A 24,555-nucleotide genomic window follows, 5' to 3' on the forward strand; every position below is an offset into this window, starting at 1 on the left:
CACCGGAAATCTGTGAGGGAGTTATCGATGACCACCACCCAGAACGACGCCCACTCCGTGGCCCAGGCCGTCCACGATCTCGGATCCGCGCTGTGGTTCGGCGGGTCGGCCATGGGCGTGATCGGGGTCAACTCGTCCGGCCGCGACCTCAAAGACGGCGCCGACCGGATCCGGGTGGCCAGTTCGGCGTGGGGCCGGTTCGCGCCGGCGCAGTGGGCCGGCATCGGCGCCACCCTGCTGGCCGGGCTGCAGCTGACCCGGGTCGGCGGGCGCCGCATCGCGCTGCAGAAGGGCTTCGGCACCGTGGGCGCCACCAAGGCGGGCCTGGCGGTCGCCGGCGCGGCGGCCACGGCGTACGCGGCGTACTGCGGAAAGAAGATCGCCGAGGCCACGGCCGAGGCGGAACGCCGGGGCGAGCCGATCGACGTCGTCGACGCGACCACGCCGACCGAGCAGACGCCCGAGACGGTCGCGAAGTGGCAGCGGCAGCAGCGCGTGGCCCAGTTCATCGGGCCGGTGCTGGCGGGCGCCAACATCGCCGCGGGTTCGCACCTCGTGCAGTCCTATCGGACCGGCGCCACCGTCGAGGGTGTTCTCGGGCGCCTGCTCCCCAACCGCCGGTAAGCCGTCACACCTGGGCGAAGCGGGTGGGCCGGTACGGCCGCAGGTCGTCGCCGGCCTCACCGCCCAGGATCTCCGCGGCCGCCAGCCGGGCCAGCGCCGGAGCGAGCGTCATGCCGCTGTGGGTGACACTCACATAGGCATTGGGCAGGGCAGGCACCCAGCCGACGATCGGGTGCCCGTCCACCGGCAGCGGCCGCACGCACAGGCGATGCTGCGCCTCGCCGGCCTCGAACCCGTGCACCGCCGCCCCGGCGCGGCGCAGCAGCTCGGTCCCGTGCCGGTCCAGATCGTTCCGGCCGGTGCCCAGGTCGACGCGCTCGTTGATGTCGCTCGCCTCGAGCTGAAGCCCGCGCCGGGGCAGCGGGCGCAGGGTCAGGCCGGGAGCGTTGACGACGCGGTTCACCTGTCCGGCTCCGGAGGTCCGGGTGACCAGGCAGGGCGCGGCCGAGCCGGCCTCGCCGGCCCCGGTGAGCGGGATCGAGACACCCAGCGGCTCGAGCAGTCGCGCGGTACGCCAGCCGGCGCAGCAGACGTAGACGTCGGCCTGGACCCGCTCGCCGCCGGGCAGCCGCACGGCGGTGATCCCGGCACCGTCGCCCTCGAACGTCACGTCACCGTCGGCGACGATCAGCCGGGGCGCCGCGCGGGCCAGCAGCGCCTCGACGGCGAGGTGGCCGTGCACGAACGACTCACCGGGGAAGAAGGCGACGTGCGCTCCGGCCGGGATGCGCAGCGAGGGTTCGAGCTCGGCCGCCTGGTGGGCCGTCAGCTGCTCGGCGGCGTAACCCCAGGCGGTCAGGCGTTCCAGCCGCTCGGTCAGCTCGCCGGCCCCGGGCCCGGCCGCGGGTTCGGCTTCGGTGCCGGCCCCGGTCTCAGCGAAGACTTCCGCCCAGGTCAAACTGCCGCTGGGTACGTACCAGTCCGGCTCGCCGAAGGCGGCTGCCAGCTGCCGCCAGTCGGCCAGGGAGCGCGCCGACAGGTCGTGGTAGTGGCGCGGGAGTTTGCGGTTGGCGTTGAGCCAGGCCAGGCTCGACCCGCTGGTGCCCGAGCCGGGCCGGGCCCGGTCGATCACCGTGACCGACGCTCCGGCTCGCACGAGCGCGTCGGCCAGACACGCCCCGATGATGCCGGCCCCCACGACTGCGACTTCCAGGTTTCGGCTCATGCGCGCCGCATACCCGTCGCCACCCTGACCATGCCCCGCGGCGAACCGGGCGTCAGCCGGCATCACGAACGAGAGAATACGACCGCCGCCCGGCGGCCCGTCGCCGCGATGCGAGGGCGCGACCGACCAGGTGATGGCCGGCCGGGAGAGTGGGAACGGGTCCTCTGGGTAGTCCGCTGTATGACCGTCATCGACGAACCGGGCGGGCCGCGCCGGCCCGGGGAGCTTCCCGCCCACGGCCGGTTACGGGTCCGGCGCCGGTCACCGCTCGGGCCGCCCGGCCGCACCGGGCGGATCGCCGTCCGGGGCCCGGCCGGGGATCTGCTCGCGGTCGCGTACGTGCCGGAGCCGGCCGGCGACCTGCCCTACCGGCTGGTGGTGCTGCTGCACGGCGCCGGCGGCTCGGCCGAGCAGGCACTGGACCTGCTCCTGCCGGTGGCCGACGAGCAGCGCCTACTACTGGTGGCGCCGCAGTCGGTGGCGCCGACCTGGGATCTGATCAGCTCCGCCCTCGGCCCGGACGTGGAACGGATCGACTGGGTGCTCACCGGGTTCGCCGACGGCTACCCGATCGACCGGATGCTGATCGGCGGGTTCTCCGACGGCGCCTCGTACGCGCTCTCGCTGGGCCTGGCCAACGGCGACGTGTTCGACGCGGTGCTGGCCTTCTCGCCCGGTTTCGCGGCGCCGCCGCTCACCCGTGGGCGGCCGGTCGTCTTCGTGTCGCACGGCACGGCCGACCGGGTGCTGCCGATCGACCACTGCAGCCGCCGGCTGGTGCCGCGGCTGCGGGCCCAGGGCTACGACGTGACATACCAGGAGTTCGCCGGCGGCCACGAGGTGCCGGAAGACGTCGTGCGACGCGCGGTGGAGTGGTTGCCGCCGCATGAAGCCCCGCCCCACGGGTAAGCGGCGCGCCCGAGCCGGCCCCACCGCGCAATCGTTCCTGCCACGGAGTCGTACCGGCCACGCCACGGCCCGGCTCCACGTCGCGAGCACGACATAGCCACCACGGCACGACAGCGCCACCACGGCACGACAGCGCCACCACGGCACGACAGCGCCACCACGGCACGACTGAGCCACCGGCACGACATGGCCACCACGAGCGAAAGGACACCGGCATGAGCGTCAATCCCGAAGCCCTCGGCGACCCACCGGACAACGCCGACGAGTACCTGCGTGAGGCCAACGCGGAGGATCCGCGGTCGGATCCCGGCGCGCCCGCCACCGAGCCGGGCGGTTCCGAGCCCGGCGGCCAGGAGCCGGATGGGGGAAAGACCACCTCGCGCGAGTTGTGACGGCCGGGGTCACCGGACGAGCGTCAGCCCAGGACGGCCAGGGCCGGCGCTCCCCGGTCCTCGACCGGTGTCCGGGCCCGGACCCCGGTTGCCGCCGGTGTCCGGCCCCCGGCCCTGATCGCCGCCGGTGTCCGGCCCCGGGCCGCGGCCGCCGTCGTCGTCCGGCCCCGCGCCCGGGTCGCCGCCGCGGCCGCGCCTGGCCAGGCGGCGGACTCCCCGGGCGGCCAGCACGGCGAGCAGCACCGCCGTGGCGTCGCGCACGATGACGTACCCGGCCTCGCCCAACGTCAGTTCGTTGTCGACGGTCTTGAGGAGCACCGCCGCGGCCAGCGCCGCCGTGGTCGCCGCGCCGGCCAGCCGGGCCAGCGCCGGACCGGTGCGGCGGAACCGGTCGCCGTGGCCGAGCCAGTAACCGGGCAGCCAGCGGTCGGACAGCCAGGCGAACAGCAGCGCCGGCACCACCTGGGGCACCGCCCCGACGAAGGACTGCAGCAGGTCGTCGCCGTTGCCCGGGGCGAGCACGGCGACCACCGCGAGCGCGATGACGTCGAGGTTGCGCCGGCCGAAACGGCCCTGGGCGACCAGCCACAGCGCGCCGACGACGGCGGCGGGCCAGATCAGCCGTACGCCGGACTCGGACCCGGCCGTGGCCAGTCCGGCGACCGTGGCCAGCAGGTAGAGCGCGGCGAAGCCGGCGGTTCTCGGAACATGGGTGCTCAGGGCCTGGCGGATCGAGCTCACACTGCACCTCGGCGGGGGGATGGTGCCGATCGGGGGGACTCCCCAGATCGGCACGGCGCCGCCGCGGTTGAGGATTCAGTCCCGTACGCCGGAACCGCTTTTGACCGGCTCGCGCCGTTGCGCGGGCAGCTTGGCCCGGGCGGCCTCGCACTCCTCACCGACGATCGTGAGGAAGCGCCGCTCCTTGCGGGTGCCCTTGGACGACCAGGCGCTCGACACCCGGCGCCACCAGTTGCGGGCCTCGGCGTTGGCGAACAGGTCCTCGAGGTTGAAGCGCAGGGCCTTCTCGTCGAGCTTGCCGATGTGCCACAGGGTGTTCCAGTGGGCCATCCACAGGCTCATCCCGATCGCGGCCTTGCGGTCGTCGGCCGGCGGCCGGTCGGTCGCGTTGTAGTCGAGCTCGGGGTGGTCGAGCATCAGCTTGATCAGCTCGAAGTGGCGCTCGCGGACGTCGACCATCTGGGCGGTGCGAGCCTGCTGTTGCTGGACGACCAGCGCGATCGCGACGGCGAGGAGCGCGGCAATCGACACGACGGTGGGTAGATCGGTCATCATCACTCTCTGTTCCTTGTGCGTTGCTCCGGCCGGGTCAGGGGGCCGCGGCGGGAGGACGCGGACGATCAGGGGGGCGCGGTTTCCTCAGCTCTTACGTGTGGTTGCACTGACGTGCGACGACATCGACAACGCAGTTTGGCACCGGTCGTACGTCAGCAGTTGCGATGTATTCCGTCCTGGACAGGCCCGTGATCGGTCGCTCGGTCGGAGTATTGTCAGGGCGGTCCGGGTGTGCATGCGCAGGTCACGATGCATAGGCCTCCGTGCGCAGGACGAATGGTCCAGGCCCGATTCCATGCCCACCGCGGCGATCCACATACCTTCTGTCACCGTGAACGCCGAAAACGGCGAACCTCCACTATCGCCATTTCTTACTAAAACGGGCACCAAGACGGCGATGACCCGCTCACCGCGCGCCGCACCCCGGTCGGGCGGTTCGGCCAGCGATGGCACGGGAATTTTCGGCCTGTAACAAGGACGTAACGAGGCCTTGACCGGGCCGGAGCGAACCAGACATGTTTGCGTTCACGTTCGACAAGGCTCGTGGGACCTCGGAAGCAAAGGACGAAGGGCATGAGGACCAGTCCTGCACCGCTCAGCTCCCGCGACCAGCGCGCCTCGGCCATCGGCGTGGTCGCCCAGAACACCACCCTGTACGGCCCGGCCAGCATGGTGAAGGCCATCGGCGACGCCGGCCTGGACGCCGAGCTGCCGGTCACCGTCGGGCACGTCTGCGGGTTCGACTCGGTGGCCGCGTCCCGCCGGCTGGTGCGCAGGTTCACCGGGCAGGGCGTGGCCGGCCTGATCGTGATCGCGCCGATCGACGCCACCGCCGGGGTGCTCGAGACCGTGCCGGCCGGCCTGCCGGTGGTGACCGTGGACGGTCCGCCCGGCTGCCCCACCTCGAACGTCGCGGTCGATCAGCACGCCGGCGGGATGCTGGCCACCCGGCACCTGCTGGCCCACGGCCACCGTACGGTCTGGCACGTGGCCGGCCCCGAGCAGTGGCACGGCAGCCGCGCCCGCGAGGCCGGCTGGCGGGCGGCCCTGGCCGAGGCCGGGGTGCACGCCCCGCCGACGGTCCGGGCCGACTGGTCGGCGGCGTCGGGCTACCGCTGCGGCCGGCTGCTGGCTGACAACCCGGCCTGCACGGCCGTCTTCGCCGCGAACGACGACATCGCGCTCGGAGTCATGCGCGCGATGGCCGAGCGGGGCCGCCGCGTCCCCGAGGACGTGAGCGTGGTCGGCTTCGACGACGTGCCCGAGGCCGGCTACACCCATCCGGCGCTCACTACCGTCCGCCAGGAGTTCGCCGAGGTGGGCCGCGAGGCGCTGCGCCTGCTCCTCGACCAGCTCGGCTCGCCGTCGCGGCAACCCGAGTCCGTACGCCTCGACCCGGTGCTCATTCCCCGGAGCACAGTGTCGGCCGCGCTGCGGGTATAGGGATCCAGGGCACCGCTTCGGCCGCGCTGCGGGTGTGAGCCGCCGGGCGGTTGGGCACGTACGCCGCCATGCCTTGCCCGTCTTCGGCGCGTTTCTCGTCCTGTGCCTGTCCACCGCCCGGTGGGTCAGCGCAGCCGGCTACGTCGTGGTCCTCGCCGGCATCGTCGCCACGGCGGCCTAATCGTACCGGAAGGGACGGGCGACCGAGTCGTCGATGAGCCGGCTCTGACAGAGCGGCCGCCGGGGCCGAGGGCCCCGGCGCACCCTCAGAAACCGCGGGCCAGGCGGTAGTACGCCTGGTTCCAGCGCACCTCCTTGGCGAACTGCCGGATCGACGTCGCGCCGTCGATCACCAGGAGCTCGGTGGACAGCATCTCGGCCAGGTCGGCGAGCTCCTCGGCGCCCACGGCCGACGAGAGCACGGTGTGGTGCGGTCCGCCGGCCGTCAGCCACGCCTCGGTCGACGTGGCGAAGTCCGGCGCCGGCTTCCACACCGCGCGGGCCACCGGCAGCCGGGGCAGCGGCGACGAGGGCGGCACGACCTCGATCTCGTTGGCCACCAGGCGGAACCGCTCGCCCATGTCGGTGATGCCGACGACCACGGCCGGCCCGGGAGCGGCGTCGAACACCATCCGGACCGGGTCCTCGCGGCCGCCGATGCCGAGGGGATGGATCTCCAGGCGCGGGGTGCCGGCCGCGATGGACGGGCACACCTCGAGCATGTGGGCGCCGAGGATGCGCTCCTGGCCGGGCGTCAGGTCGTAGGTGTAGTCCTCCATGAACGACGTACCGCCGGGCGTCATGGCCTTGAGCGTGTGCAGCAGCACCGACGTCTTCCAGTCGCCCTCGCCGCCGAAGCCGTAGCCGTCGTTCATCAGCCGTTGCACCGCGAGGCCGGGCAGCTGGCGCAGCCCCCCGAGGTCCTCGAAGTTGGTCGTGAACGCCTGGAACCCGCCGGCCTCGAGGAACCCGCGCAGGCCGAGCTCGATCCGGGCGGCGTAGCGCAGCGACTCGTGCCGGTCCCCGCCGTCGCGCAGCTCGGGCGCGATGTCGTACAGGTCGGCGTACTCGACGACCAGCTTGTCGATCTCGGCGTCGAGCACCTGGTCGACCACGCTCACGAGGTCGTTCACCCCGTACGTGTTGACCGAGACGCCAAAGCGGAGCTGGGCTTCGACCTTGTCCCCCTCGGTCACGGCGACGTCGCGCATGTTGTCGCCGAAACGCGCGAGCCGCAGCGATCGCAGGGCCGACAGGCCGCGGGCCGCGCGCACCCACGCCGCGATCCGCTCGACCACGCGGGGGTTCGAGACGTGCCCGGCCACGGTCTTGCGGGCGACGCCCAGGCGGGTCTCGATGTAGCCGAACTCGCGGTCGCCGTGCGCGGCCTGGTTCAGGTTCATGAAGTCCATGTCGATCGACGCCCAGGGCAGCTCGACGTTGGCCTGCGTGTGCAGGTGCAGCAACGGCGTGCGCAGCGCGTCCAGCCCGGCGATCCACATCTTGGCCGGGGAGAACGTGTGCATCCAGGCGATCAGGCCGATGACGTTCGGGTCGTCGTTGGCCTGGCGGGCGACGCTGAGGATGTCGCCGGCGGTGGTCAGCACCGGCTTCCAGACGATCTTGACCGGCAGCGACGACGCGAGGACGTCCGAGATCTCGCGCGACTGCGCGGCGACCTGGTCAAGGGTTTCGGGGCCGTACAGTCCCTGGCTGCCGGTCAGGAACCAGACCTCGTGCTGACTCATTGCTGTCCCTCCATCGGATTCCGGCCCTCCGTCAGGTGCTGGCCGTAGACGTTCTGGTACCGGTCGAACAGGCGGTCCACGGCGGTCGTGGGGAGCCGGTCGATCGGACCGAGCTGGCGGGCCAGGTGCATCGTGCGGGCGACGTCCTCGCACATGACCGCGGCCTTCACGGCCGCCTTGGCCGTCGGGCCGATCGTGAACGGCCCGTGCTGGCGCATCAGCACGGCCGGCGAGCGGGAGCCGCGCAGCGTCTCGACGATCCCCCGCCCGATGTCGTCGCTGCCGATCAGCGCGAACGGGCCGATCGGGATGTCGCCGCCGAACTCGTCGGCCATGGCCGTGATCGCGCACGGGATCGGTTCGCCCAGGGCGGCCCAGGCCGTGGCGTACGGGCTGTGGGTGTGCACGACGCCGTTGACCTCGGGCATGTGGCGGTAGACGTAGGCGTGCGAGGCGGTGTCGCTGGACGGGCTGTGCTCGCCCTCGACCAGGGCGCCGTCGAGGTCGCACACGACCATCGCCTCCGGGGTGAGCGAGTCGTACTCAACCCCGGACGGCTTGATCACCATCAGGTCCTCGCCGGGCACCCGGGCCGAGACGTTGCCGGCCGTCCAGGTGACCAGGCCCCACCGGGTGAGATGGGCGTGCAGGTCGCACACCTCGGCCCGGATCCGGGCGATCGTCTGGGAGATGGGCATGACGGTCATCGGTCAACCTCCGACGTTGTCGGCTGGAAGGCCTCGTCCCTGATCGCCCGCAGCCGGTGGAGCACCTTGTTCTCGCCTGTCCCGAAGTAGTCGTGCAGCGTCGAGTACTCGGCGTAGAGCCGGTCGTAGACGTCGGCGTCGGCCGCTTCCGGCTGCCACACGTCCTTCTCGACCCGGCCCATCGCCTCGGACGCCGTCGCGACGTCGGGGTAGACCCCGGCCGCCACCGCCGCGTGGATCGCCGAGCCCAGCGCGGGCGCCTGCTCCGAGGAGGCCACGCTGATCGGCCGGCGCAGCACGTCGGCGTAGATCCGCATGACCAGCGGGTTGCGCTTGAGCCCGCCGGCCGCCACGAACTCGGTGACCGGCACGCCCGCGGCCTCGAACGTTTCAACGATCTTGCGGGTGCCGAACGCGGTCGCCTCGATGAGCGCCTTGTAGATCTCGAACGGCCGGGTCGCCAGCGTCAGCCCCGCGATCACCCCGGAGAGGTGGTGGTCGACCAGCACCGACCGGTTGCCGCTCTGCCAGTCGAGGGCGATCAGCCCGTGCCCGCCCACCGGCTGCTCGGCGGCCTGGCGGGAGAGCACATCGTGCACGCTGAGCCCGGCTGCGCGCGCTTCCTCGTACACATAGGGGGGAACGCCGTTGTCGACGAACCAGCCGAAGATGTCGCCGACACCACTCTGCCCGGCCTCGTAGCCGTAGAGCCCGGCGAGGATGCCGCCGTCGACGACGCCGCAGATGCCCGGCACCGCCGCCCGCTCGGTGGAGTTCATGACGTGACAGGTGGACGTGCCCATCACCAGCAGCATCTGCCCGGGGCCGACCGCCTGCGCGGCCGGCGAGGTGACGTGCGCGTCGACGTTGCCGACCGCGACCGCGATCCCCTCGGGCAGCCCCGTCCACCCGGCCGCCTCGGCGGTCAGCCCGCCCGCACGCTCGCCGAGCGCCGCGATCGGGTGGGCCAGCCGGGTGTCGGCGAAGTCCGCGAACCCGGGGTTGAGCTCGGCCAGATACTCACGGCTGGGATACGTACCGTCCTGGAGGATGCCTTTGTATCCGGCCGTGCAGGCGTTGCGGGTCTCGCGGCCGCACAGCTGCCAGACGATCCAGTCGGCCGCCTCGATCCAGCGCTCGGTGCGCGCGTAGACCTCGGGGTCCTCCTCGAGCACCTGCAGCGCCTTCGCGAACTGCCACTCCGAGGAGATTTTGCCGCCGTAGCGGTCGATCCACGGCTCGCCGCGGCGGTGGGCCAGGTCGGTGATCCGGTCGGCCTGCGGTTGCGCCGCATGGTGCTTCCAGAGCTTCACGTACGCGTGCGGACGGCCCTCGAAGCCGTCGACCTCGGCCAGCGGGGTGCCGTCGGCCAGCGCCGGCAGCACGGTGCAGGCGGTGAAGTCGGTGGCGATGCCGACGACGTCGCCCGGGTCGATCCCGGCCGCCGCGACCGCCTGCGGCACGGCCGTGCGCAGCACCTCGCGGTAGTCGTCGGGGTTCTGCAGCGCCCAGTCGGGTCGCAGCCGCTCCCCCGTCGCCGGCAGGGTCCGTTCGATCACGCCGTGCCCGTACTCGTGCACGGCGCTGCCGACCTCTTCGCCGTCGCTGACCCGGACGACCACGGCACGGCCGGAGAGCGTGCCGAAGTCGACCCCGATGGTGTAGGAGGGCATTCACTTGGCCTTTCTGGTGACGAGCCGCTGCAGGACGATGAACACGAAGAGCAGGATTCCCACGACGATGCGCGTCCACCACGAGTTCAGGTCGCCCTGGAACGTGATGATCGTCTGGATGAGACCGAGCACCAGCACGCCCAGGACGGTGCCCAGCACATATCCCGAGCCGCCGGTCAGCAGCACACCGCCGATGACCACCGCGGCGATGGCGTCGAGTTCGAGCCCCTGCCCGTGCAGGCTGTAGCCGGAGGACGTGTAGAAGCTGTAGAGCACCCCGCCGAGCGACGCGCAGAAACCGCTCAGCGTGTAGACCGCGATCCGCGTACGCCCGACCGGCAGACCCATCAGCAGCGCGGAGTCGGCGTTGCCACCGATCGCGTACACGTTGCGCCCGAACCGCGTCCAGGCCAGCACGAGAGCCGCGATCAGCACGACGATCAGCGCGATCACCACGTTGAGCGAGATGAAGATGCCCTCGCCGAACCGGAACCGCTTCTGCGCCATCTGGGTCCAGAAGTCGTTCGTGATCGGGATCGAGTTGCGGTTGATCAGCAGCGACAGGCCGCGGGCGAGGAACATGCCGGCCAGCGTGGCGATGAACGGCTCCACCTTGAAGAAGTGGATGACCGCGCCCATGCCCAGGCCCATCACCGTGCCGATGAGCAGCACCAGCGGGAGGACGACCCCGGCGGGCCAGCCGGCGGTCAGCAGCGTCGCGGCCACCGTGGTGGTCAGGGCGATCACCGCGCCGACCGACAGGTCGATGCCGCCGGTGAGGATCACGAACGTCATGCCGACCGCGACGACCAGCAGGAAGGCGTTGTCGACGAAGACGTTGAGCAGCACCTGGGTGTCGCCGAAGCCCTCGTAGTTGTAGACGCCGATCGAGTACATGATGATCAGCAGCGCCAGGGTGGCCAGCACCGGGACATGCCGGGTGTTCGGCCGGTACACCCGGCGGCTGCCGAGGATCGATCGGTTCCGCTGCGGCGTGGGTGGGGTGGACACGTCGATCACGCCGGCACCTCCGCTCGCTTGGGGCCGAATCGGCCGAAGACCTTGGCCCGGAACGTGGCCGACTGGGCCAGGCAGAGGATGATCACGACGACCGCCTTGAAGAGCAGGGTGGTCTCGACCGGGACGCCGACGCTGACCGCGGTGATGTCGAGCGTGGTGATGATGACCGCGCCGAGCACGCTGCCCGCGATGGAGAACCGGCCGCCGGTCAGGGCCGTGCCGCCGAGGACGACGGCGAGGATCGCGTTGAGCTCGATCAGGTTGCCGGCCGCGTTGCTGTCCGCACTGGACACGTCCGAGCTGTAGATGAGTCCGGCGACACCGGCGAAGGCGGCCGCGAAGACGTACACCATGATCGTGATCCGGCGCGCCCGGATGCCGGCCAGCCGGCTCGCGGTCGGGCTGCCGCCGACCGACTCCAGGAGCAACCCCAAGGCCGTACGCCGGGTGAGCGCGACCGTCAGCGCGACCGCCGCCGCGGCGATGAGGAACGAGACGGGCACGGCCAGGAAATAGCCCGCGCCGATGACCCGGTAGGGCTCCGAGCGGACGTTGAGGATCTGCCCGCCGGTGATGAGCTGGGCCACGCCCCGGCCGGCGACCATCAGGATCAGCGTCGCGATGATGGGCTGGATCCCCAGCACGGCGACCAGGAAACCGTTCCACAGCCCGAAGACCAGGCACAGGGCGATCGCCGCGCCGACCACGAGCAGCACCGGCCCGACCGCGTCCGGGTTGCTCAGGTCGCCGATGAGCAGGCAGGCCAGCGCGCCCGAGATGGCCATCACCGAGCCGACCGAGAGGTCGATGCCGCCGGTCGCGATCACCAGCGTCATGCCCAGCGCGACCAGCACCAGCGGCGCGCTGCGGCGCAGGATGTCGATCAGCGAGCCGTAGAGGTGCCCGTCCTGCAGGGTGATCGAGAAGAAGTTGTTCGAGAACACCAGGTTGCTGGCCAGCAGCACCACCAGGACGGCGATGGGCCAGAACAGCCGGTGTCTCAGCAGGTTCGTCATGGCGTGGCTCCGCTGGCTATCGTCTGCATGATCCGGTCGGCGTCGACGTCGTCGCCGTTCTCCAGCTCCTCGACCAGCCGCCGGTCGCGCAGAACCTCGATCTTGTGGCTGAGCCGGAGGACCTCCTCGAGCTCGGCGCTGACGAACAGGACGGCCATGCCCCCGTCGGCGAGCTGGGCGACCAGCCGCTGGATCTCGGCCTTGGCGCCGACGTCGATGCCGCGCGTCGGCTCGTCGATGATCAGCAGCCGGGGCTCGGTGATCAGCCAGCGGGCCAGCAGCACCTTCTGCTGGTTGCCGCCGGAGAGGTTGCGCACCAGGCGTTCCGGGTCGGCCGGCCGGATCTGCAAGGCCTTGATGTACTTGTCGACGAGCTCGTCCTGCTTGCGGCGCGGGATGGGCCGCATCCAGCCGCGCTCGGCCTGCAGCGCCAGGATGATGTTCTCCCGGACGGTCAGCTCGCCGACGATGCCCTCGGTGCGCCGGTTCTCCGACGAGAAGGCGATGCCCTTGGCCATGGCCTCGCGCGGGCTCTTCACCGCCTCCGCCTTGCCGTCGATGAGGAGCTGACCGTGGTCCGGGCGGTCGGCGCCGAACAAAAGCCGGGCCAGCTCGGTCCGGCCGGAGCCGAGCAGTCCGGCCAGGCCGACCACCTCGCCGGCCTGGATCGTCAGGTCGAACGGGGCAATCGCGCCCGTACGGCCCAGTTGCCGGGCCTCGAGGATGGGCGTGCCCCGCTCCGGGACGGTCGCCTCCCGGGCCTGTTCCTCGATCTCGCCCAGGGCCTCGAGCTCCTTGCCGATCATCTTCCCGATGAGCTGCCTCTGGGGCAGCTCCTCGGTGCGGTACTCGCCGATCAGCCGGCCGTTGCGCAGCACCGTCATCCGGTCGGCGATCTCGTAGACCTGGTCGAGGAAGTGGCTCACGAACAGGATCGCGACGCCGTCGTCGCGCAGCCGCCGCATGATCGTGAACAGCTGCCGGACCTCGGAGGCGTCCAGGCTGGAGGTCGGCTCGTCGAGGATCAGGATCTTCGCCGACAGGTCGACGGCCCGCGCGATCGCCACCATCTGCTGGATGGCCAGCGAGTAGCTGTCGAGCTGGGCCGAGACGTCGATGTCGAGGTCGAGCCGGGCCAGGCTCCGCTGGGCCCGCCGCCGCATCTCCGACCACTGGATGCGGCCGAACCGGCGCGGTTCGCGCCCGATGAAGATGTTCTCGGCCACCGAGAGGTTGGGGCAGAGGTTGACCTCCTGGTAGACGGTGCTGATGCCGGCCTGCTGGGCCTGCAGCGGCCCGGCCAGACGCACCGGCGTACCGGCCAGCTCGATCTCGCCGCCGTCGATGTCGTACACGCCGGTCAGCACCTTGATGAGGGTGGACTTCCCGGCGCCGTTCTCGCCCATCAGCGCGTGGATCTCGCCGGGCAACAGGCGGAAGTCGACGCCGTCGAGCGCGACGACGCCGGGGAAGGCCTTCTTGATGCCGGTCATCTTCAATTGCTCAGCCATCTGGGCTCCGTTCAGCGGTGGGCCGTCCGGCCAGGACGGCCCACCAGCCGCTACTCAGTACTGACGGGACGGCAGAGCTTCCTTGGCCTGCTCCGGCGTGAAGGTGGTCTCCTTGGTGATCACCCGCTGCGGGATGGTCTCGCCGCCCTTGGCCTTCTTGACCAGGTCCATCAGCTGTGGGCCGAGGAGCGGGCTGCACTCCACAATGAAGTTGATCTTGTTTTCGGAGAGCGCCGTCATGCCGTCCTTGACCGCGTCGACCGTGATGATCTTGATGTCCGTACCGGGCTTCTTGCCGGCCGCCTCGATGGCCTCGATCGCGCCGAGCCCCATGTCGTCGTTGTGGGCGTAGAGCACGTCGATGTCCGGCTGCGACTTGAGGAAGGTCTCCATCACGGCCTTGCCGTCGGTCCGGGTGAACTGACCGGTCTGCGAGGCGACGACCTTGAACTTGGGGTCGGCCTTGATGACCTCGGCGAAGCCCGACTTGCGGTCGTTGGCCGGCGCGGCGCCGGGCGAGCCCTGCAGCTCGACGATGTTGACCGGGTCGCTCTTGCCCTCGTACTCCTTGACCAGCCACTGGCCGGCCTTCTTGCCCTCCTCGACGAAGTCCGAGCCGATGAAGGTCTTGTAGAGCGTGGTGTCCGGGTCGTCGATCGCGCGGTCGGTCAGGATCACCGGGATGTTGGCGTCCTTGGCCTCCTTGAGCACGGTGCCCCACCCGCTCTCGACCACCGGCGAGAAGGCGATGACGTCGACCCGCTGGGTGATGAAGTTGCGGATGGCCTTGATCTGGTTCTCCTGCTTGCCCTGGGCGTCGGAGAACTTGAGATCGATGCCGGCCGAGGCGGCCGACTCCTGCACGGACTTGGTGTTGGCCGTACGCCAGCCGCTCTCGGCGCCGACCTGCGAGAAGCCGAGCGTGATCTTGTCATCGCCGCCACCGCCGCTGTTGCCGCCGGAACCGGCTTCGTCGCTGGCACCACAACCCGCGACGGCCGAGGTGAGCAGCAGCCCACCGGCGACCGCGAGGGAAAGTCTTCTGAGCACTGGATCCTCCTGAATGTGAAGGCGCATGTGTGAACGTTCACAGGGCTGAGGTCCGGCGCCTCGCGGGGAAGACGGGCGGCCGGCGAAGGGGAGCTTTCGTTGCGGCGAGTCGCTGTGGTGTCACCCTCAGGACCCGCGTTCCGGAAGTGTTACCGTTCTCAACCAGCGAGTCAAGGCTTCAACACCGGTTTGTTACCGACAGATTGCCGAATCCCGCAACGTGCAGCAAGACGCCACCCGGATCGATGGACACGGCTCGCTCGAGCCTTACACTGTGCGCGCTCACATCGGGCGATCCGACCCCTCGCCGGTGGGCCCGCGTTCCGGTTCCCCGCGTCACCCGTAACGCCTTTCGCATCACCCGTAATGCTTCTCGCGTCACCTGTAGCGCTTCTCGCGTCACCTGTAGCGCGGTCGTGGAGGTTTTCTTTGCCATCCGAGAAGCCCGCAGCCGACGGCGGCCCCGCCGTGACGGCCCGGCCCCGCCTCACCGTCATGCGCGACGTCGCCAAGCTGGCCGGCGTCTCGCACCAGACCGTGTCGCGCGTCCTCAACAACCACCCCAACGTCCGGCACGAGACCCGCGAGCGGGTGCTCGACGCCATGCGCTCGCTCAACTACCGCCGCAACCTGGCCGCGCGCACGCTGGTCACCCGGCAGTCCGACACCCTGGGCATCATCGGCTTCGAGACCACGCTGTTCGGTCCCGCTTCCATGCTGTACGGCATAGAGAGCGCAGCCCGGGCCGCCGGATACATGGTGAGCATCGCGTCGGTGCGTGACCTCGACCGCCGGCAGGTGCTGGAGGCGGTCGACCGGCTGACCCAGCACTCGGTCGACGGGGTCATCGCCATCGCCCCGAAGCAGTCGGTGAATCAGGCCCTGGCCCAGGCCCCGCCGTCCCTGCAGTGCGTGGCCGTCGGCGGGGCGGGCGAGTCGGACGCCGCCCCGACGGTCTCCATCGACAACGCGGCCGGCGCCCGCCTGGCCACCCAGCACCTACTCGACCTCGGCCACGCCACCGTCCACCACGCGGCCGGCCCGGCCGACTGGCCCGAGTCGGTGGAACGGATCGAGGGCTGGCGCCGGACCCTCTACGCGGCCGGCGCGGTGGTGCCGGCGGTCGAGCACGGCTGGTGGGACGCCGAGTCGGGCTATGCCCAGGGCCGGGCGATGGCCCAGGACCCGGCCGTCACCGCGATCTTCTGCGCGAACGACCGGATCGCCCTCGGGGTGTTGCGGGCCCTGCACGAGGCCGGCCGGCGGGTGCCCGAGGACGTGAGCGTGGTCGGCTTCGACGACATGCCCGACTCGGGGTTCTTCGTGCCGCCGCTGACCACGGTCCACCAGGACTTCGCCGAACTGGGCCGCCGTAGCCTGTCGCTGCTGCTGGAGCACATGGCCACCGCCCCCGAGGTGCCACCACCCGACCGCATCCTGGTCGCTCCCCAGCTGGTCGTCCGCACGAGCAGCGGCCCCCGGCGCGCGCCCTGATCCCCCACCCGGCGTCGCACGACAGCTCCGCGACGGCAACGCCCGGCGAGCACTGATCCTCAGTCGCTCCCTTCCCCGCGACATGGTGGGACCGCTCCCGCGACGGCGGCGCCCGGGGCGATGACACCGGGCGCGTTGTGATTTCCGCGGCGCGGCGTACCCGCACGTCACAGCCGTGGCCGGTGAGGAGATATCCTGCCCGGAACCAGGGGATGCGGGGTACGGGTGAGCGTGAAACGCGGGCGGCCGCCGGGCATGATGGATGTCGCCAGGCTGGCGGGAGTGTCGCACCAGACCGTGTCCCGGGTCCTCAACGAGCATCCCAACGTCAGCGAGCCCACCCGCCTCAAGGTGCGCGCGGCGATCGCCGAACTGGGCTACCGCCCCAACCGCACGGCCCGCGCCCTGGTCACCGGCACGTCCAAGGTGATCGGCGTCGTCGCGCCGAACACCGCGCTCTACGGCCCGGCCTCGATGCTCACGGCCTTCGAGCAGGCGGCGCAGGACAGCGGCTTCGCGGTGAACGTGGGCAGCGTCCGCAGCCTCAACGAACGCTCCATCGCCGACGCCGTCGAACGCCACCTCGACCAGCGCGTCGCCGGCCTGGTCGTGATCGCCCCCGTGGCCAGCGCCGGCCCCGCCCTGGCCCGCCTCCCCGAGGACATCCCGCTGGTCACGATCGACGGCGATCCGGAACGGGCCAGCACCCTCGTGACGGTCGACCAGGTGGCCGGCGCCCGGGCCGCCACCGAGCACCTGCTGGCGGCCGGCCACTCCACGGTCTGGCACATCTCCGGCCCGGCCGACTGGTTCGACGCCGCCGGTCGCGTGCGCGGCTGGCAGGAAGCCCTGCAGGACGCCGGCGCCGAACAGCCGCCCCTGCTGACCGGCGACTGGAGCGCCGAGTCGGGCTACCGCAACGGCAAGCTGCTGGCCCGCCTCGACGAGGTGACGGCGATCTTCACCGCCAACGACCACATCGCACTGGGCCTGCTGCGCGCCCTGAGCGAGCACGGCCGCCGGGTGCCCGAGGAGATCAGCATCGTCGGCTTCGACGACGTGCCGCAGGCGGCCTACTACTCACCCCCGCTCACCACCGTCCGCCCCGACTTCGACGCGGTGGCCACGGCCAGCGTCGAACTGCTGCTCGCCCAGATCGAGTCCGGGGCCCCCGACCTGACCGCCCGCCGCACGATCGCCCCCACCCTGGTCTCCCGCGACAGCGTCGCCCCGCCCCCCAGCCGCTGACACATCGCCCTTTCGCGCGCGACCCGATAACCCGCTCACCGCGCGACCGGCCTGGTACAACCGCACCCCGCTTCCCACACACGGCGCCCACCCACCCACAGCCGTCCCGCCCCGCAGCCGCCCCGCCAGCGCAGCCGTCCTGCCGCCGCGCACGCACACCCACGGCGATCCGGGCCCGCTATCGCGTACTCGCCGTGGCAGAACTGTCTCACCTCTGTACCGGCCCGAAAGAATCTGTTAGCGTTAACAGGTCTCGCCAGGGTCGCTGACCTGTGGCGCTGACATGGGAAGAGGACCCGGCTGGGGGCGTCAAGGGGAGGATGACCCCGGCTGGGTGCCCAATGTAGCGGCCGAAGTCCCAACCGAGCGGTCCCGGCTCGCCATGGGCATTGCTGTGAACATCCCCCAACCGGCCCGCTCGACGCCATCGTCGTCCCGGTCGGCGGGGGCGGGCATCAAGCCTCAAGCCTGGTCTGTCGGAGACGTCAGACCGGCGGACCGCGCCAGGAGGCCGGCCTGGGTGCGGTTGGCACAGCCGAGCTTGTCGAACAGCTGGGACACATAACCTTTGACCGTCGTCTCGGACAGGAACAGACGGCGGGCAACGTCGGCGTTGGACAGACCGTCACCAAGGGCAATCAGGACATCGCGGTCGCGGTCGGTCAGAGCGGCGATGCGGGCGAGTGCCGCCTCGCGCTCGTCCTGGGCGGTGGCCGACACCCCGACCAGACCGTCCTTCGCGATCGGGGACAGGACGGTGTGCCCCCGTGCGGCCACCCGGATCAGGTCGAGCAGATCGCCCGGCGGCGTCGACTTGACCAGGTAGCCGGCCGCGCCGGCCCGGAGCGCGCGGATCACGTAGCTGTCGGCGTCGAACGTCGTCAGCACGAGCACGACCGGTGGCGAGGGCAACGCCCGGATGCGCGCGGTGGCCGCGAGTCCGTCCACACCGGGCATGCGCAGATCCATCAGCACGAGATCAGGCCGTTGCCGCACCACGGTTTCGGCCGCCTCGGCCCCGTCCGAGGCCGTCCCGACCACCACGATGTCCGGTGCGGCGGCGAGGATGGTGCCGAGATGACGGCACACCAGTGGCTCGTCGTCGACGATGAGCACCCGGATCTCGGTCACCGCGCCCCCCGGTCGGCCCGCACGGTCGTGGGCATCACGGTCTCGAGCCGGAAGCCACCCGATCCGTCAGGGCCGACGTCGAGCGTTCCGCCGATCGACTCGACCCGCTCCCGCAACCCGGCCAGCCCGGCCCCGCTCCCCCGGGCACACAACGACGGCCGACCGGCCCCGTTGTGGACGACGATGCGCAGGCGCTCGGGATGGTATTGCGCATCGACCCGTACGGCGGCGCCACTCGCATGTTTGCGCGCGTTCGTCAGCGCCTCGCGCACCACGCGATAGGCCGTCCGGCCGGTCACCCGGGACAGCCCCGTCGGCTCGCCGGCCACCACGAGTTCTACCTGCTGCCCGGCCCGCCCGGCCTCGTCGACCAGCTCGGCGAGCGGCGGCAAGGACGTCTCGTCCAGTGGTGTCTCCGTCGGCGGGCCGCCCCGCCGCAGCACCCCGACCAGCTCGCGCAGCTCGTCGAGCGCCAGGGCGCCGTTCGCCCGCAGGTCTTCCGCGGCGGCTCGGATGTCGTCGTCGGCCGCTTGGACCGTCAGCGCGCCGGCCTGCAACGTCATCAGCGTGACGCGATGCGCGACCAGATCGTGCAGCTCGGCGGCCAAGCGGGCGCGTTCCTCGGCCCGGGCCTGCTCCGCCCGCCACCACTGCTCCCGCTCGGCCCGCTCGGCCCGCTCGGCGAGCAGCTGCATCTTGCGGCGCCGGGCCGCGAGATAGAGGGCGAACAGCGGCGCGACCGCACTGTGCAACAGGCCGTTGACCACGAGACTCGCCGTCGGCTCCCACGGTCTCGTGCTGACCACGGCCAACAGCCCGATCAACGTCCAGATGACCGCCGACCAGGCGCGCGGAACGCCTCGCTCGGTGATGTTCTCCACCACCACGGACAGCGCGATCGGAACCCAGGCGCTCACCGACAGCAGCGCCTCGGCTGTCGCCGTCGGCGCGGCGAACGCCACGAAGGTCTGCACGAGCGCGGAGGCGACGATGGTCACCGCTGTGGCCGTCGGCCGGCGTCGCCGCAACAGCACGACTGCGGAGGTCACCGTCTGAATCGCGACGACCGTCCAGACGTACGCCGAGGAAGGTGCCGGCCCGGTGACGAGCGCAGTCAGCACGCCGCCGAGCGCCGCTGCCGCAACGAGCACGGACAGCAGCACGCCGTCGATCAGCACGTCACGCCGCTTCATGGGCCCGACGCTACCGGTCGGGGCGAGGGGGCGGACCCTACCAAAGTAGGGGCCAGGCACCTACTTTCTCCGCTGCCGCGGACCGGCCGCCCTCGGGCTGAATGGAGGCGACAACAGCGAAGGAGAAGGCCATGACGACCACGACGACGACCATGACCAGGATGACGAGGCGGGGGCTGCTCGGCGCCGCCGCCGGCGCTGCGGCGGTAACCGCCACACCGGCCGTCGCCCGGGGCAGCCGGCCGCCGCGCCGCGAGGTGACCACCTTCGTGCTGGTGACCGGGGCCAACGGGGCGCCGACCGGCGACGCCGAGCTCACCCTGCGCGGCCACCGCACGGTCGGCGTCGAGCTGCCCGGTCACGGGGTCGGCGCCGGCCAGTTCCGCCGCTCCTATCAGGCCCCGCAAGATCTGGCCGCGCTGGCGACCGAGCCGTCACCGATGGCCGGCATCACCCTGGACGACTACGTCGCGGCGACCGTGGCCGTGGTGCGCCGCGCGGCCCGCCTCGGCCCGGTGATCCTGTGGGGCGGCAGCATGGGCGGCGCCACGGTCAGCCGGGTCGCCAACGAGGTGCCGGGATTGATCAGCCGGTTGGTCTACAGCTCCGCCTTCTGCTGCGTCGACCTGCCGACGGTGGGTGACTATCTGCAGACCCCCGAGGCGGCCGGCACCCTGATTCTCGGGCTGGGCGGCGCCTCGGTGGGCGATCCGCGGGTGATCGGCGCGACGCGGACGAACTTCCGCACGAACGATCCCGCCGTGCTGGCGAAGCTGAAGGAGGCGCTGTGCGCGGACGCCACCGAGGCGGAGTTCATGTCCATGTTGAACGGCTCCCATCCCGACGAGTCGTCGCAGGTGCCCCTGGCAGACGCGCGCGGCCACAAGAAAACGTGGGGAACGATCCCGCGGACCTATATCCGGCACACCCGCGACCGGATGATCCCCCTCCCTCTGCAGGACAGGATGATCGCCGAGGCAGACCGGCTCACTCCGGCCAACACGTTCGACGTCCGGTCGGTCGCCACCTCGCACGCGGCCGACCAGGCCGGTTGGGCCGCATCGGTCGACATCCTCGACGAGCTGGCCCGCCGATGATCGGGGTGCGTGTCGGCCCGCGGGCCGGCGGGTCTGCAAGCGGGTCCAACCCGGCGGGCCGGAACGTGTCCAATCGGCGGGCCGGAACGTGTCCAATCGGCGGGCCGGAACGTGACCGGCCCGCCGTGCGAGGGACGGCTCAGGCTCGCTCGAGCACGACGACCGGGATCTCGCGCGAGGTCTTCGTCTGGTATTCGTCGTAGTCGGGCCAGACCTCGGTCATCTTGGCCCACATCTCCGGCTTCTCCTCGGGCGTCGCCACGCGCGCGGTCGCCGGGAAGCGGTCGCCCTTGATCTGGACCTCGACCGCCGGCTCTTCCCGCAGGTTCACGAACCACGCGGGAGGCGCCTCGGCGCCGCCCTTCGACGCGACCACCAGGTAGGCGCCGTTGTGCTCGCGGAAGATGAGCGCGTGTGAACGCTGCTCGCCTGTCTTCCGGCCCCTGGTGAACAGGATGAGGATCTCGGTCCCGTTACGCCAGTAATAGCCGTCCTCGCCGTCGGTCTCCAGATAACGAGCAACGTGCGGAGGTCCGTGCAGTTCAGTCGCTGAAGTCACCCGCGGAAGGTACCCCGGGACTGCCACGTCAATCCGTGTTCCGTCCGATGGCCCGGACACGCGGTCGCGGTCACCGGATCGGCCGGCAACACCCGGACACGAACGCCCCCGTGCCCTGGTCCGGCAGGGTGCTGGTCAGCAACCGCCCGCCGAGCTCCTCAGTTCACCAGTGGGCTGCGGCGTTCGAGGAGGGTCACGTCGCGCCAGCGGTTGGCTCGGGTGGCGTGCCGGGCTACGCGCTCGCGGACGCCTACGGTGCGGAAGCCGCACGATCGGTGCAGGGCCAGGCTGGCCGTGTTCTCCGGGAAGATGCCGGACTGGATCGTCCAGATGCCGGCCGCTTCGGTGGAGGCGATCAGGGCGTTCAGCAGGGTTCGGCCGATTCCGCGGCCCTGGGCGGCGGGGTCGACGTAGATCGAGTGTTCGACCACGCCCGCGTAGACGGGACGGCTCGACACGGGGGTGACGGCGACCCAGCCGAGCACTTGTTCGTCGGCGTCGACCGCTACGAGTCGGTGCTCGTCGAGCCGGCCCGCGTCGAACGCCTCCCACGCGGGCGCGGCTGTCTCGAAGCTGGCGTTTCCGCCGTCGAGGCCGGCCTGATAGAGCGCGAGTACCGCCTCGGCATCGGTGATCCGCATCGGACGAACAAGGGTGCTGCTCATGGAACTCCCGTCTGATCGACGACGGGCGCCCGCAAGTGAACGGGCGCTCTGCTGAGGGGGCGACCGACGGCCGCGCCCACGAAAGGTGAACGGGCCCCCTGCTGAGGGGGCGACCGACGACCGCGCCCACGAAAGGTGAGCGGGCGCTCTGTGAGGCGGCGACCGACGGCCGCGTCCATGGAACATGACGCCACACCGCACGCTTGGAGCGCCTCGGAAGCGGCGTCATACCCACCTCGACCGCGCTTCAGAACGCGGCGACGTACAGCTCGGCCAGGCCGGGGGACGCCGCCTCGCCGCTGTAGCCGCAGATCAGCATCGCACCTTCGGCGGAGGCGACCAGGTAGTCCCGGCCGGCCTCGAACTTCCCGCTGCCCATCAGGGTCTCGGAGATGTCGCCGGTCTGGGCTACACGGACTTCGTCGGTGGGGGTGCCGCGGTAGACCTTGGTGACTTTGAGCGTCACCGCTTTGCCGTCGACGGCGGTGACGGTGCCGGCGAAGGCGAAGTCGGCCGCCTCCCTCAGGCGATCGGCGGACGGCTCGACGCACTTGGCGGCGACACCGGACGCAGTGATGTCGGTGACGGTGGGGCCGCCGGCCGTGGGAGCGCCGGACGTGGGAGCGCCGGACGTGGAAGCGTCGGACGTAGAAGTGGTGACGGTGGGGGCAGCCACGGGAGCTCCAGGATCGTTGTCGGGGCGCAGCAGGAACCACGTGCCGAGCGCGGCGATCAGCACCAGCGCGGCCGCAGCCGTCGCGATCAGCGGAGCCGGACCGCGTCGAGCGAACCGGCGCGGGGCGGGCCGTAGCGGGGCGAACCGGCCGGAGGCGGACCGGCCCGAGGCGGACCGGCCCGAGGCGGACCGGCCCGAGGCGAACCGGCCCGAGGCGGACCGGCCCGAGGCGAACCGGCCCGAGGCGAACCGGCCCGAGGCGAACCGGCCCGAGGCGGACCGGCCCGAGGCGGACCGGCCTGGGGCGGAACGGGGCGGGGCGGAACGGTGTGGGGCGGTGGCCGGCGTGGTCATCGTGTTCTCCAGGAGTCGGGAAACCCGGTCGGGAGCCGGCGGCGGCAGGTCGGCGGCCGGGTCGGCCCGGCGCAGGCGTGCGCGCAGGTCGTCGTCCGTCATGGCCGGCTCCCTTCTGTCGACTCCTCATGTCCGGCGGCGGCGGCGGTCTTTCGCAACTCGTGGCGCAGTTTCTGCTTGGCCCGGTGCAGGCGGATGCTGACCGCGTTCGCGCTGATGCCCAGCACGGTGGCGATCTGCGACGGGGTCAGCTCCTCCCAGGCCCACAGCCGCACCAGTTCCGCGTCCGCGGGGCGCAGCGCTCGCAACGCCGACGCCAGGTCCTCGTCCGGCAGGTCCGGCGCGGGCACGACGGTCGGCGGGCCGAACTGCCGCATCCGGGTGAGCAGCCGGCCCTGCCTGCGGTGGGAGCGCTCGGCATTGGCCAGGCAGAGGCGCGCCACCCCGTACGCCCAGGGCAGCACGTCGCCCGCGAAGGCCTCGTCGAAGCGGCGCCAGCAGACCAGCAGCGTCTCCTGGAGCACGTCGTCGGCGGTGGCCGGGTCGGTACGCCGGGCCAGGTAGCGGCGCACGGCGGCGATCACCGCGGGCGCGACCGTCTCGAACCGCTGCCGGCGATCGTCAGGGTTCACCATGGGTTATGTCCGGCTCGCGGCCGGGTCTTTCACCGCCACCCGCGCAGCACACGTTTGCGCACGAGGGGCGGCACCACCCACGAGTAGACGCAGAACGCGAGCCAGGCGAAACCCAGCAGACCGGCCAGGACGGGCAGCCCGGCGGCGCGCAGCCCGATGACCAGGAGGACCGCCGTCAGCCAGGTCTTCACCGCGCCGAAGCGCAGGATGGGCCGCAGCGGCAGCATCAGCGGATGGCGGGCCACGCGCAACTCCATCGCGGACTCGGCGAAGACCTGCTCGGTCGGGCGCGCCGCCGCGGCCTGGCGGAAACCCTCGTACGCGGCGTCGACCTGTCCCCGGGCCGCGCTGGTGCCGCCGAGCAGCGCGTGCGCGACCGGGTTCTCCGGGTGGACGCCGACGAACTCCCGGCTGATCCGCTGAGCCTCACGGTTGTCGCCGCGCGCGTGGGCCAGCTGGATGCGCGTCGCGTAGACCACCGGGGCCTGCGGGGCCCGGGCGGCGGCCAGCTCCACCAGCTTGCCGGCCTTGTCGAGCTGGCCGTCGGAGGCGCACAGGTCCGCGTACGCGCAGAGCAGATCGACGTCGTTGGGAGCCAGCGCCAGCCCGTCCAGAAAGACCCGCTCGGCCACCTGGTCGCGACCCGCCTCGTGCTCGGAGCGGCCCAGCCACAAGAGCAGGTCAGGGTCGGGCCCGTTGGCGCCCAGCCCGGCCCGGGCGGCGTCGCCCACCTCGGCCCAGCGATCGAGCTGGCTCAGGGCGGCACACCGCAACTGCATCGCGTACGAGCCGGTGACCTCGTTGGCGGGCAGCGCCGACAGCTCGCTGAGGGCCTGCTCGGGGCGACCGGTCGCCAGCAGCGCCTGCGCGTGGTGCAGGGCCGCGTTCATCGGGCCGGCACCGGACAGGCCGCGGCGGCGCACCGGGCCGCGCGCTGGTCAGCCGCCTG

General features: G+C 71.6%; 24 protein-coding genes. 7 read left to right on the plus strand and 17 right to left on the minus strand.

The window, feature by feature from the left end; translation table 11 throughout:
• Positions 1-27 precede the first annotated feature (27 nt).
• Positions 28-624 (plus strand): hypothetical protein, encoded by a 597-nt coding sequence (locus HJC40_RS30175; RefSeq protein ID WP_250006215.1) that lies wholly within the window; start codon positions 28-30, stop codon positions 622-624.
• 4 nt (positions 625-628) lie between these two features.
• Here HJC40_RS30175 and HJC40_RS30180 read toward each other — a convergent pair whose 3' ends face one another.
• Positions 629-1,789 carry an FAD-binding oxidoreductase gene (locus HJC40_RS30180; RefSeq protein WP_250006217.1) on the minus strand — a complete coding sequence of 387 codons (1,161 nt, stop codon included), beginning with the start codon at positions 1,787-1,789 and terminating at the stop codon, positions 629-631.
• Between the two features lie 180 nt (positions 1,790-1,969).
• Between HJC40_RS30180 and HJC40_RS30185 the strand changes: the two genes are divergently transcribed.
• Together HJC40_RS30185 and HJC40_RS30190 are read left to right on the plus strand one after the other, a co-directional pair.
• A complete protein-coding gene (locus HJC40_RS30185) occupies positions 1,970-2,698 on the plus strand; it encodes an alpha/beta hydrolase (RefSeq protein ID WP_250006219.1) in 729 nt (242 codons plus the stop codon).
• Positions 2,699-2,913: 215 nt separating this feature from the next.
• On the plus strand, positions 2,914-3,090 hold the full coding sequence (locus tag HJC40_RS30190; RefSeq protein ID WP_250006221.1) for a hypothetical protein: 177 nt from the start codon (positions 2,914-2,916) through the stop codon (positions 3,088-3,090).
• A gap of 9 nt (positions 3,091-3,099) precedes the next feature.
• Here HJC40_RS30190 and HJC40_RS30195 read toward each other — a convergent pair whose 3' ends face one another.
• A complete protein-coding gene (locus HJC40_RS30195; RefSeq protein ID WP_250006223.1) occupies positions 3,100-3,831 on the minus strand; it encodes a hypothetical protein in 732 nt (243 codons plus the stop codon).
• A gap of 75 nt (positions 3,832-3,906) precedes the next feature.
• On the minus strand, positions 3,907-4,383 hold the full coding sequence (locus HJC40_RS30200) for a DUF6082 family protein (RefSeq protein ID WP_250006225.1): 477 nt from the start codon (positions 4,381-4,383) through the stop codon (positions 3,907-3,909).
• Positions 4,384-4,959: 576 nt separating this feature from the next.
• On the opposite strand from HJC40_RS30200, the gene HJC40_RS30205 reads away from it, so the two are divergent.
• Complete coding sequence (locus HJC40_RS30205; RefSeq protein ID WP_250006227.1) at positions 4,960-5,829, plus strand: substrate-binding domain-containing protein; 870 nt, start codon at positions 4,960-4,962, stop codon at positions 5,827-5,829.
• Between the two features lie 266 nt (positions 5,830-6,095).
• Here HJC40_RS30205 and araA read toward each other — a convergent pair whose 3' ends face one another.
• Genes araA through HJC40_RS30240 form a run of 7 tightly spaced genes read right to left on the minus strand, consistent with a single transcriptional unit; the run spans position 6,096 to position 14,581 of the window.
• Entirely contained in the window at positions 6,096-7,577 is a 1,482-nt protein-coding gene (araA, locus tag HJC40_RS30210) for an L-arabinose isomerase (RefSeq protein ID WP_250006229.1), read from the minus strand.
• Positions 7,574-8,284: an L-ribulose-5-phosphate 4-epimerase gene (locus tag HJC40_RS30215; RefSeq protein ID WP_374273088.1), complete on the minus strand. Its 711-nt coding sequence runs from the start codon at positions 8,282-8,284 to the stop codon at positions 7,574-7,576. The genes araA and HJC40_RS30215 overlap by 4 nt, the downstream gene beginning before the upstream one ends.
• Positions 8,281-9,957 (minus strand): ribulokinase, encoded by a 1,677-nt coding sequence (araB, locus tag HJC40_RS30220; protein ID WP_250006231.1) that lies wholly within the window; start codon positions 9,955-9,957, stop codon positions 8,281-8,283. The genes HJC40_RS30215 and araB overlap by 4 nt, the downstream gene beginning before the upstream one ends.
• Entirely contained in the window at positions 9,958-10,968 is a 1,011-nt protein-coding gene (gene yjfF / locus HJC40_RS30225) for a galactofuranose ABC transporter, permease protein YjfF (RefSeq protein WP_374273145.1), read from the minus strand.
• Positions 10,969-10,973: 5 nt separating this feature from the next.
• Entirely contained in the window at positions 10,974-11,993 is a 1,020-nt protein-coding gene (locus HJC40_RS30230; RefSeq protein ID WP_250006236.1) for an ABC transporter permease, read from the minus strand.
• Positions 11,990-13,504, minus strand: a complete 1,515-nt coding sequence (locus HJC40_RS30235; protein WP_250006237.1) for a sugar ABC transporter ATP-binding protein — start codon at positions 13,502-13,504, stop codon at positions 11,990-11,992. The genes HJC40_RS30230 and HJC40_RS30235 overlap by 4 nt, the downstream gene beginning before the upstream one ends.
• Before the next feature lie 54 nt (positions 13,505-13,558).
• A complete protein-coding gene (locus HJC40_RS30240; RefSeq protein WP_374273093.1) occupies positions 13,559-14,581 on the minus strand; it encodes an ABC transporter substrate-binding protein in 1,023 nt (340 codons plus the stop codon).
• A 468-nt stretch (positions 14,582-15,049) separates the two neighbouring features.
• Between HJC40_RS30240 and HJC40_RS30245 the strand changes: the two genes are divergently transcribed.
• Entirely contained in the window at positions 15,050-16,048 is a 999-nt protein-coding gene (locus tag HJC40_RS30245) for a LacI family DNA-binding transcriptional regulator (RefSeq protein WP_250006509.1), read from the plus strand.
• Positions 16,049-16,303: 255 nt separating this feature from the next.
• A complete protein-coding gene (locus HJC40_RS30250) occupies positions 16,304-17,296 on the plus strand; it encodes a LacI family DNA-binding transcriptional regulator (protein WP_250006511.1) in 993 nt (330 codons plus the stop codon).
• Between the two features lie 462 nt (positions 17,297-17,758).
• Here the strand turns inward: HJC40_RS30250 and HJC40_RS30255 are convergent, their stop codons facing one another.
• The gene (locus HJC40_RS30255; RefSeq protein WP_250006239.1) at positions 17,759-18,427 is read right to left on the minus strand and encodes a response regulator transcription factor; all 669 of its coding nucleotides are present in this window, start codon (positions 18,425-18,427) and stop codon (positions 17,759-17,761) included.
• Positions 18,424-19,620, minus strand: coding sequence for a sensor histidine kinase (locus HJC40_RS30260; protein ID WP_250006240.1), 1,197 nt, complete (start codon positions 19,618-19,620; stop codon positions 18,424-18,426). The genes HJC40_RS30255 and HJC40_RS30260 overlap by 4 nt, the downstream gene beginning before the upstream one ends.
• A 131-nt stretch (positions 19,621-19,751) precedes the next feature.
• Here HJC40_RS30260 and HJC40_RS30265 point away from each other — a divergent pair, with 131 nt between their 5' ends.
• A complete protein-coding gene (locus HJC40_RS30265; protein ID WP_250006241.1) occupies positions 19,752-20,717 on the plus strand; it encodes an alpha/beta hydrolase in 966 nt (321 codons plus the stop codon).
• Between the two features lie 139 nt (positions 20,718-20,856).
• Here the strand turns inward: HJC40_RS30265 and HJC40_RS30270 are convergent, their stop codons facing one another.
• From HJC40_RS30270 to HJC40_RS30290, 5 genes are all read right to left on the minus strand, one after another.
• Positions 20,857-21,276: a nitroreductase family deazaflavin-dependent oxidoreductase gene (locus tag HJC40_RS30270; protein ID WP_250006242.1), complete on the minus strand. Its 420-nt coding sequence runs from the start codon at positions 21,274-21,276 to the stop codon at positions 20,857-20,859.
• 158 nt (positions 21,277-21,434) lie between these two features.
• Complete coding sequence (locus HJC40_RS30275) at positions 21,435-21,941, minus strand: GNAT family N-acetyltransferase (protein ID WP_250006243.1); 507 nt, start codon at positions 21,939-21,941, stop codon at positions 21,435-21,437.
• A gap of 247 nt (positions 21,942-22,188) precedes the next feature.
• On the minus strand, positions 22,189-23,073 hold the full coding sequence (locus HJC40_RS30280) for a hypothetical protein (protein WP_250006245.1): 885 nt from the start codon (positions 23,071-23,073) through the stop codon (positions 22,189-22,191).
• Complete coding sequence (locus tag HJC40_RS30285; protein WP_250006247.1) at positions 23,070-23,606, minus strand: RNA polymerase sigma factor; 537 nt, start codon at positions 23,604-23,606, stop codon at positions 23,070-23,072. The genes HJC40_RS30280 and HJC40_RS30285 overlap by 4 nt, the downstream gene beginning before the upstream one ends.
• A 29-nt stretch (positions 23,607-23,635) precedes the next feature.
• Positions 23,636-24,496: a hypothetical protein gene (locus HJC40_RS30290; RefSeq protein ID WP_250006249.1), complete on the minus strand. Its 861-nt coding sequence runs from the start codon at positions 24,494-24,496 to the stop codon at positions 23,636-23,638.
• Between the last annotated feature and the right edge of the window lie 59 nt (positions 24,497-24,555).

Source organism: Actinoplanes sp. M2I2, from assembly GCF_023544445.1.
GTDB lineage: Bacteria > Actinomycetota > Actinomycetes > Mycobacteriales > Micromonosporaceae > Actinoplanes.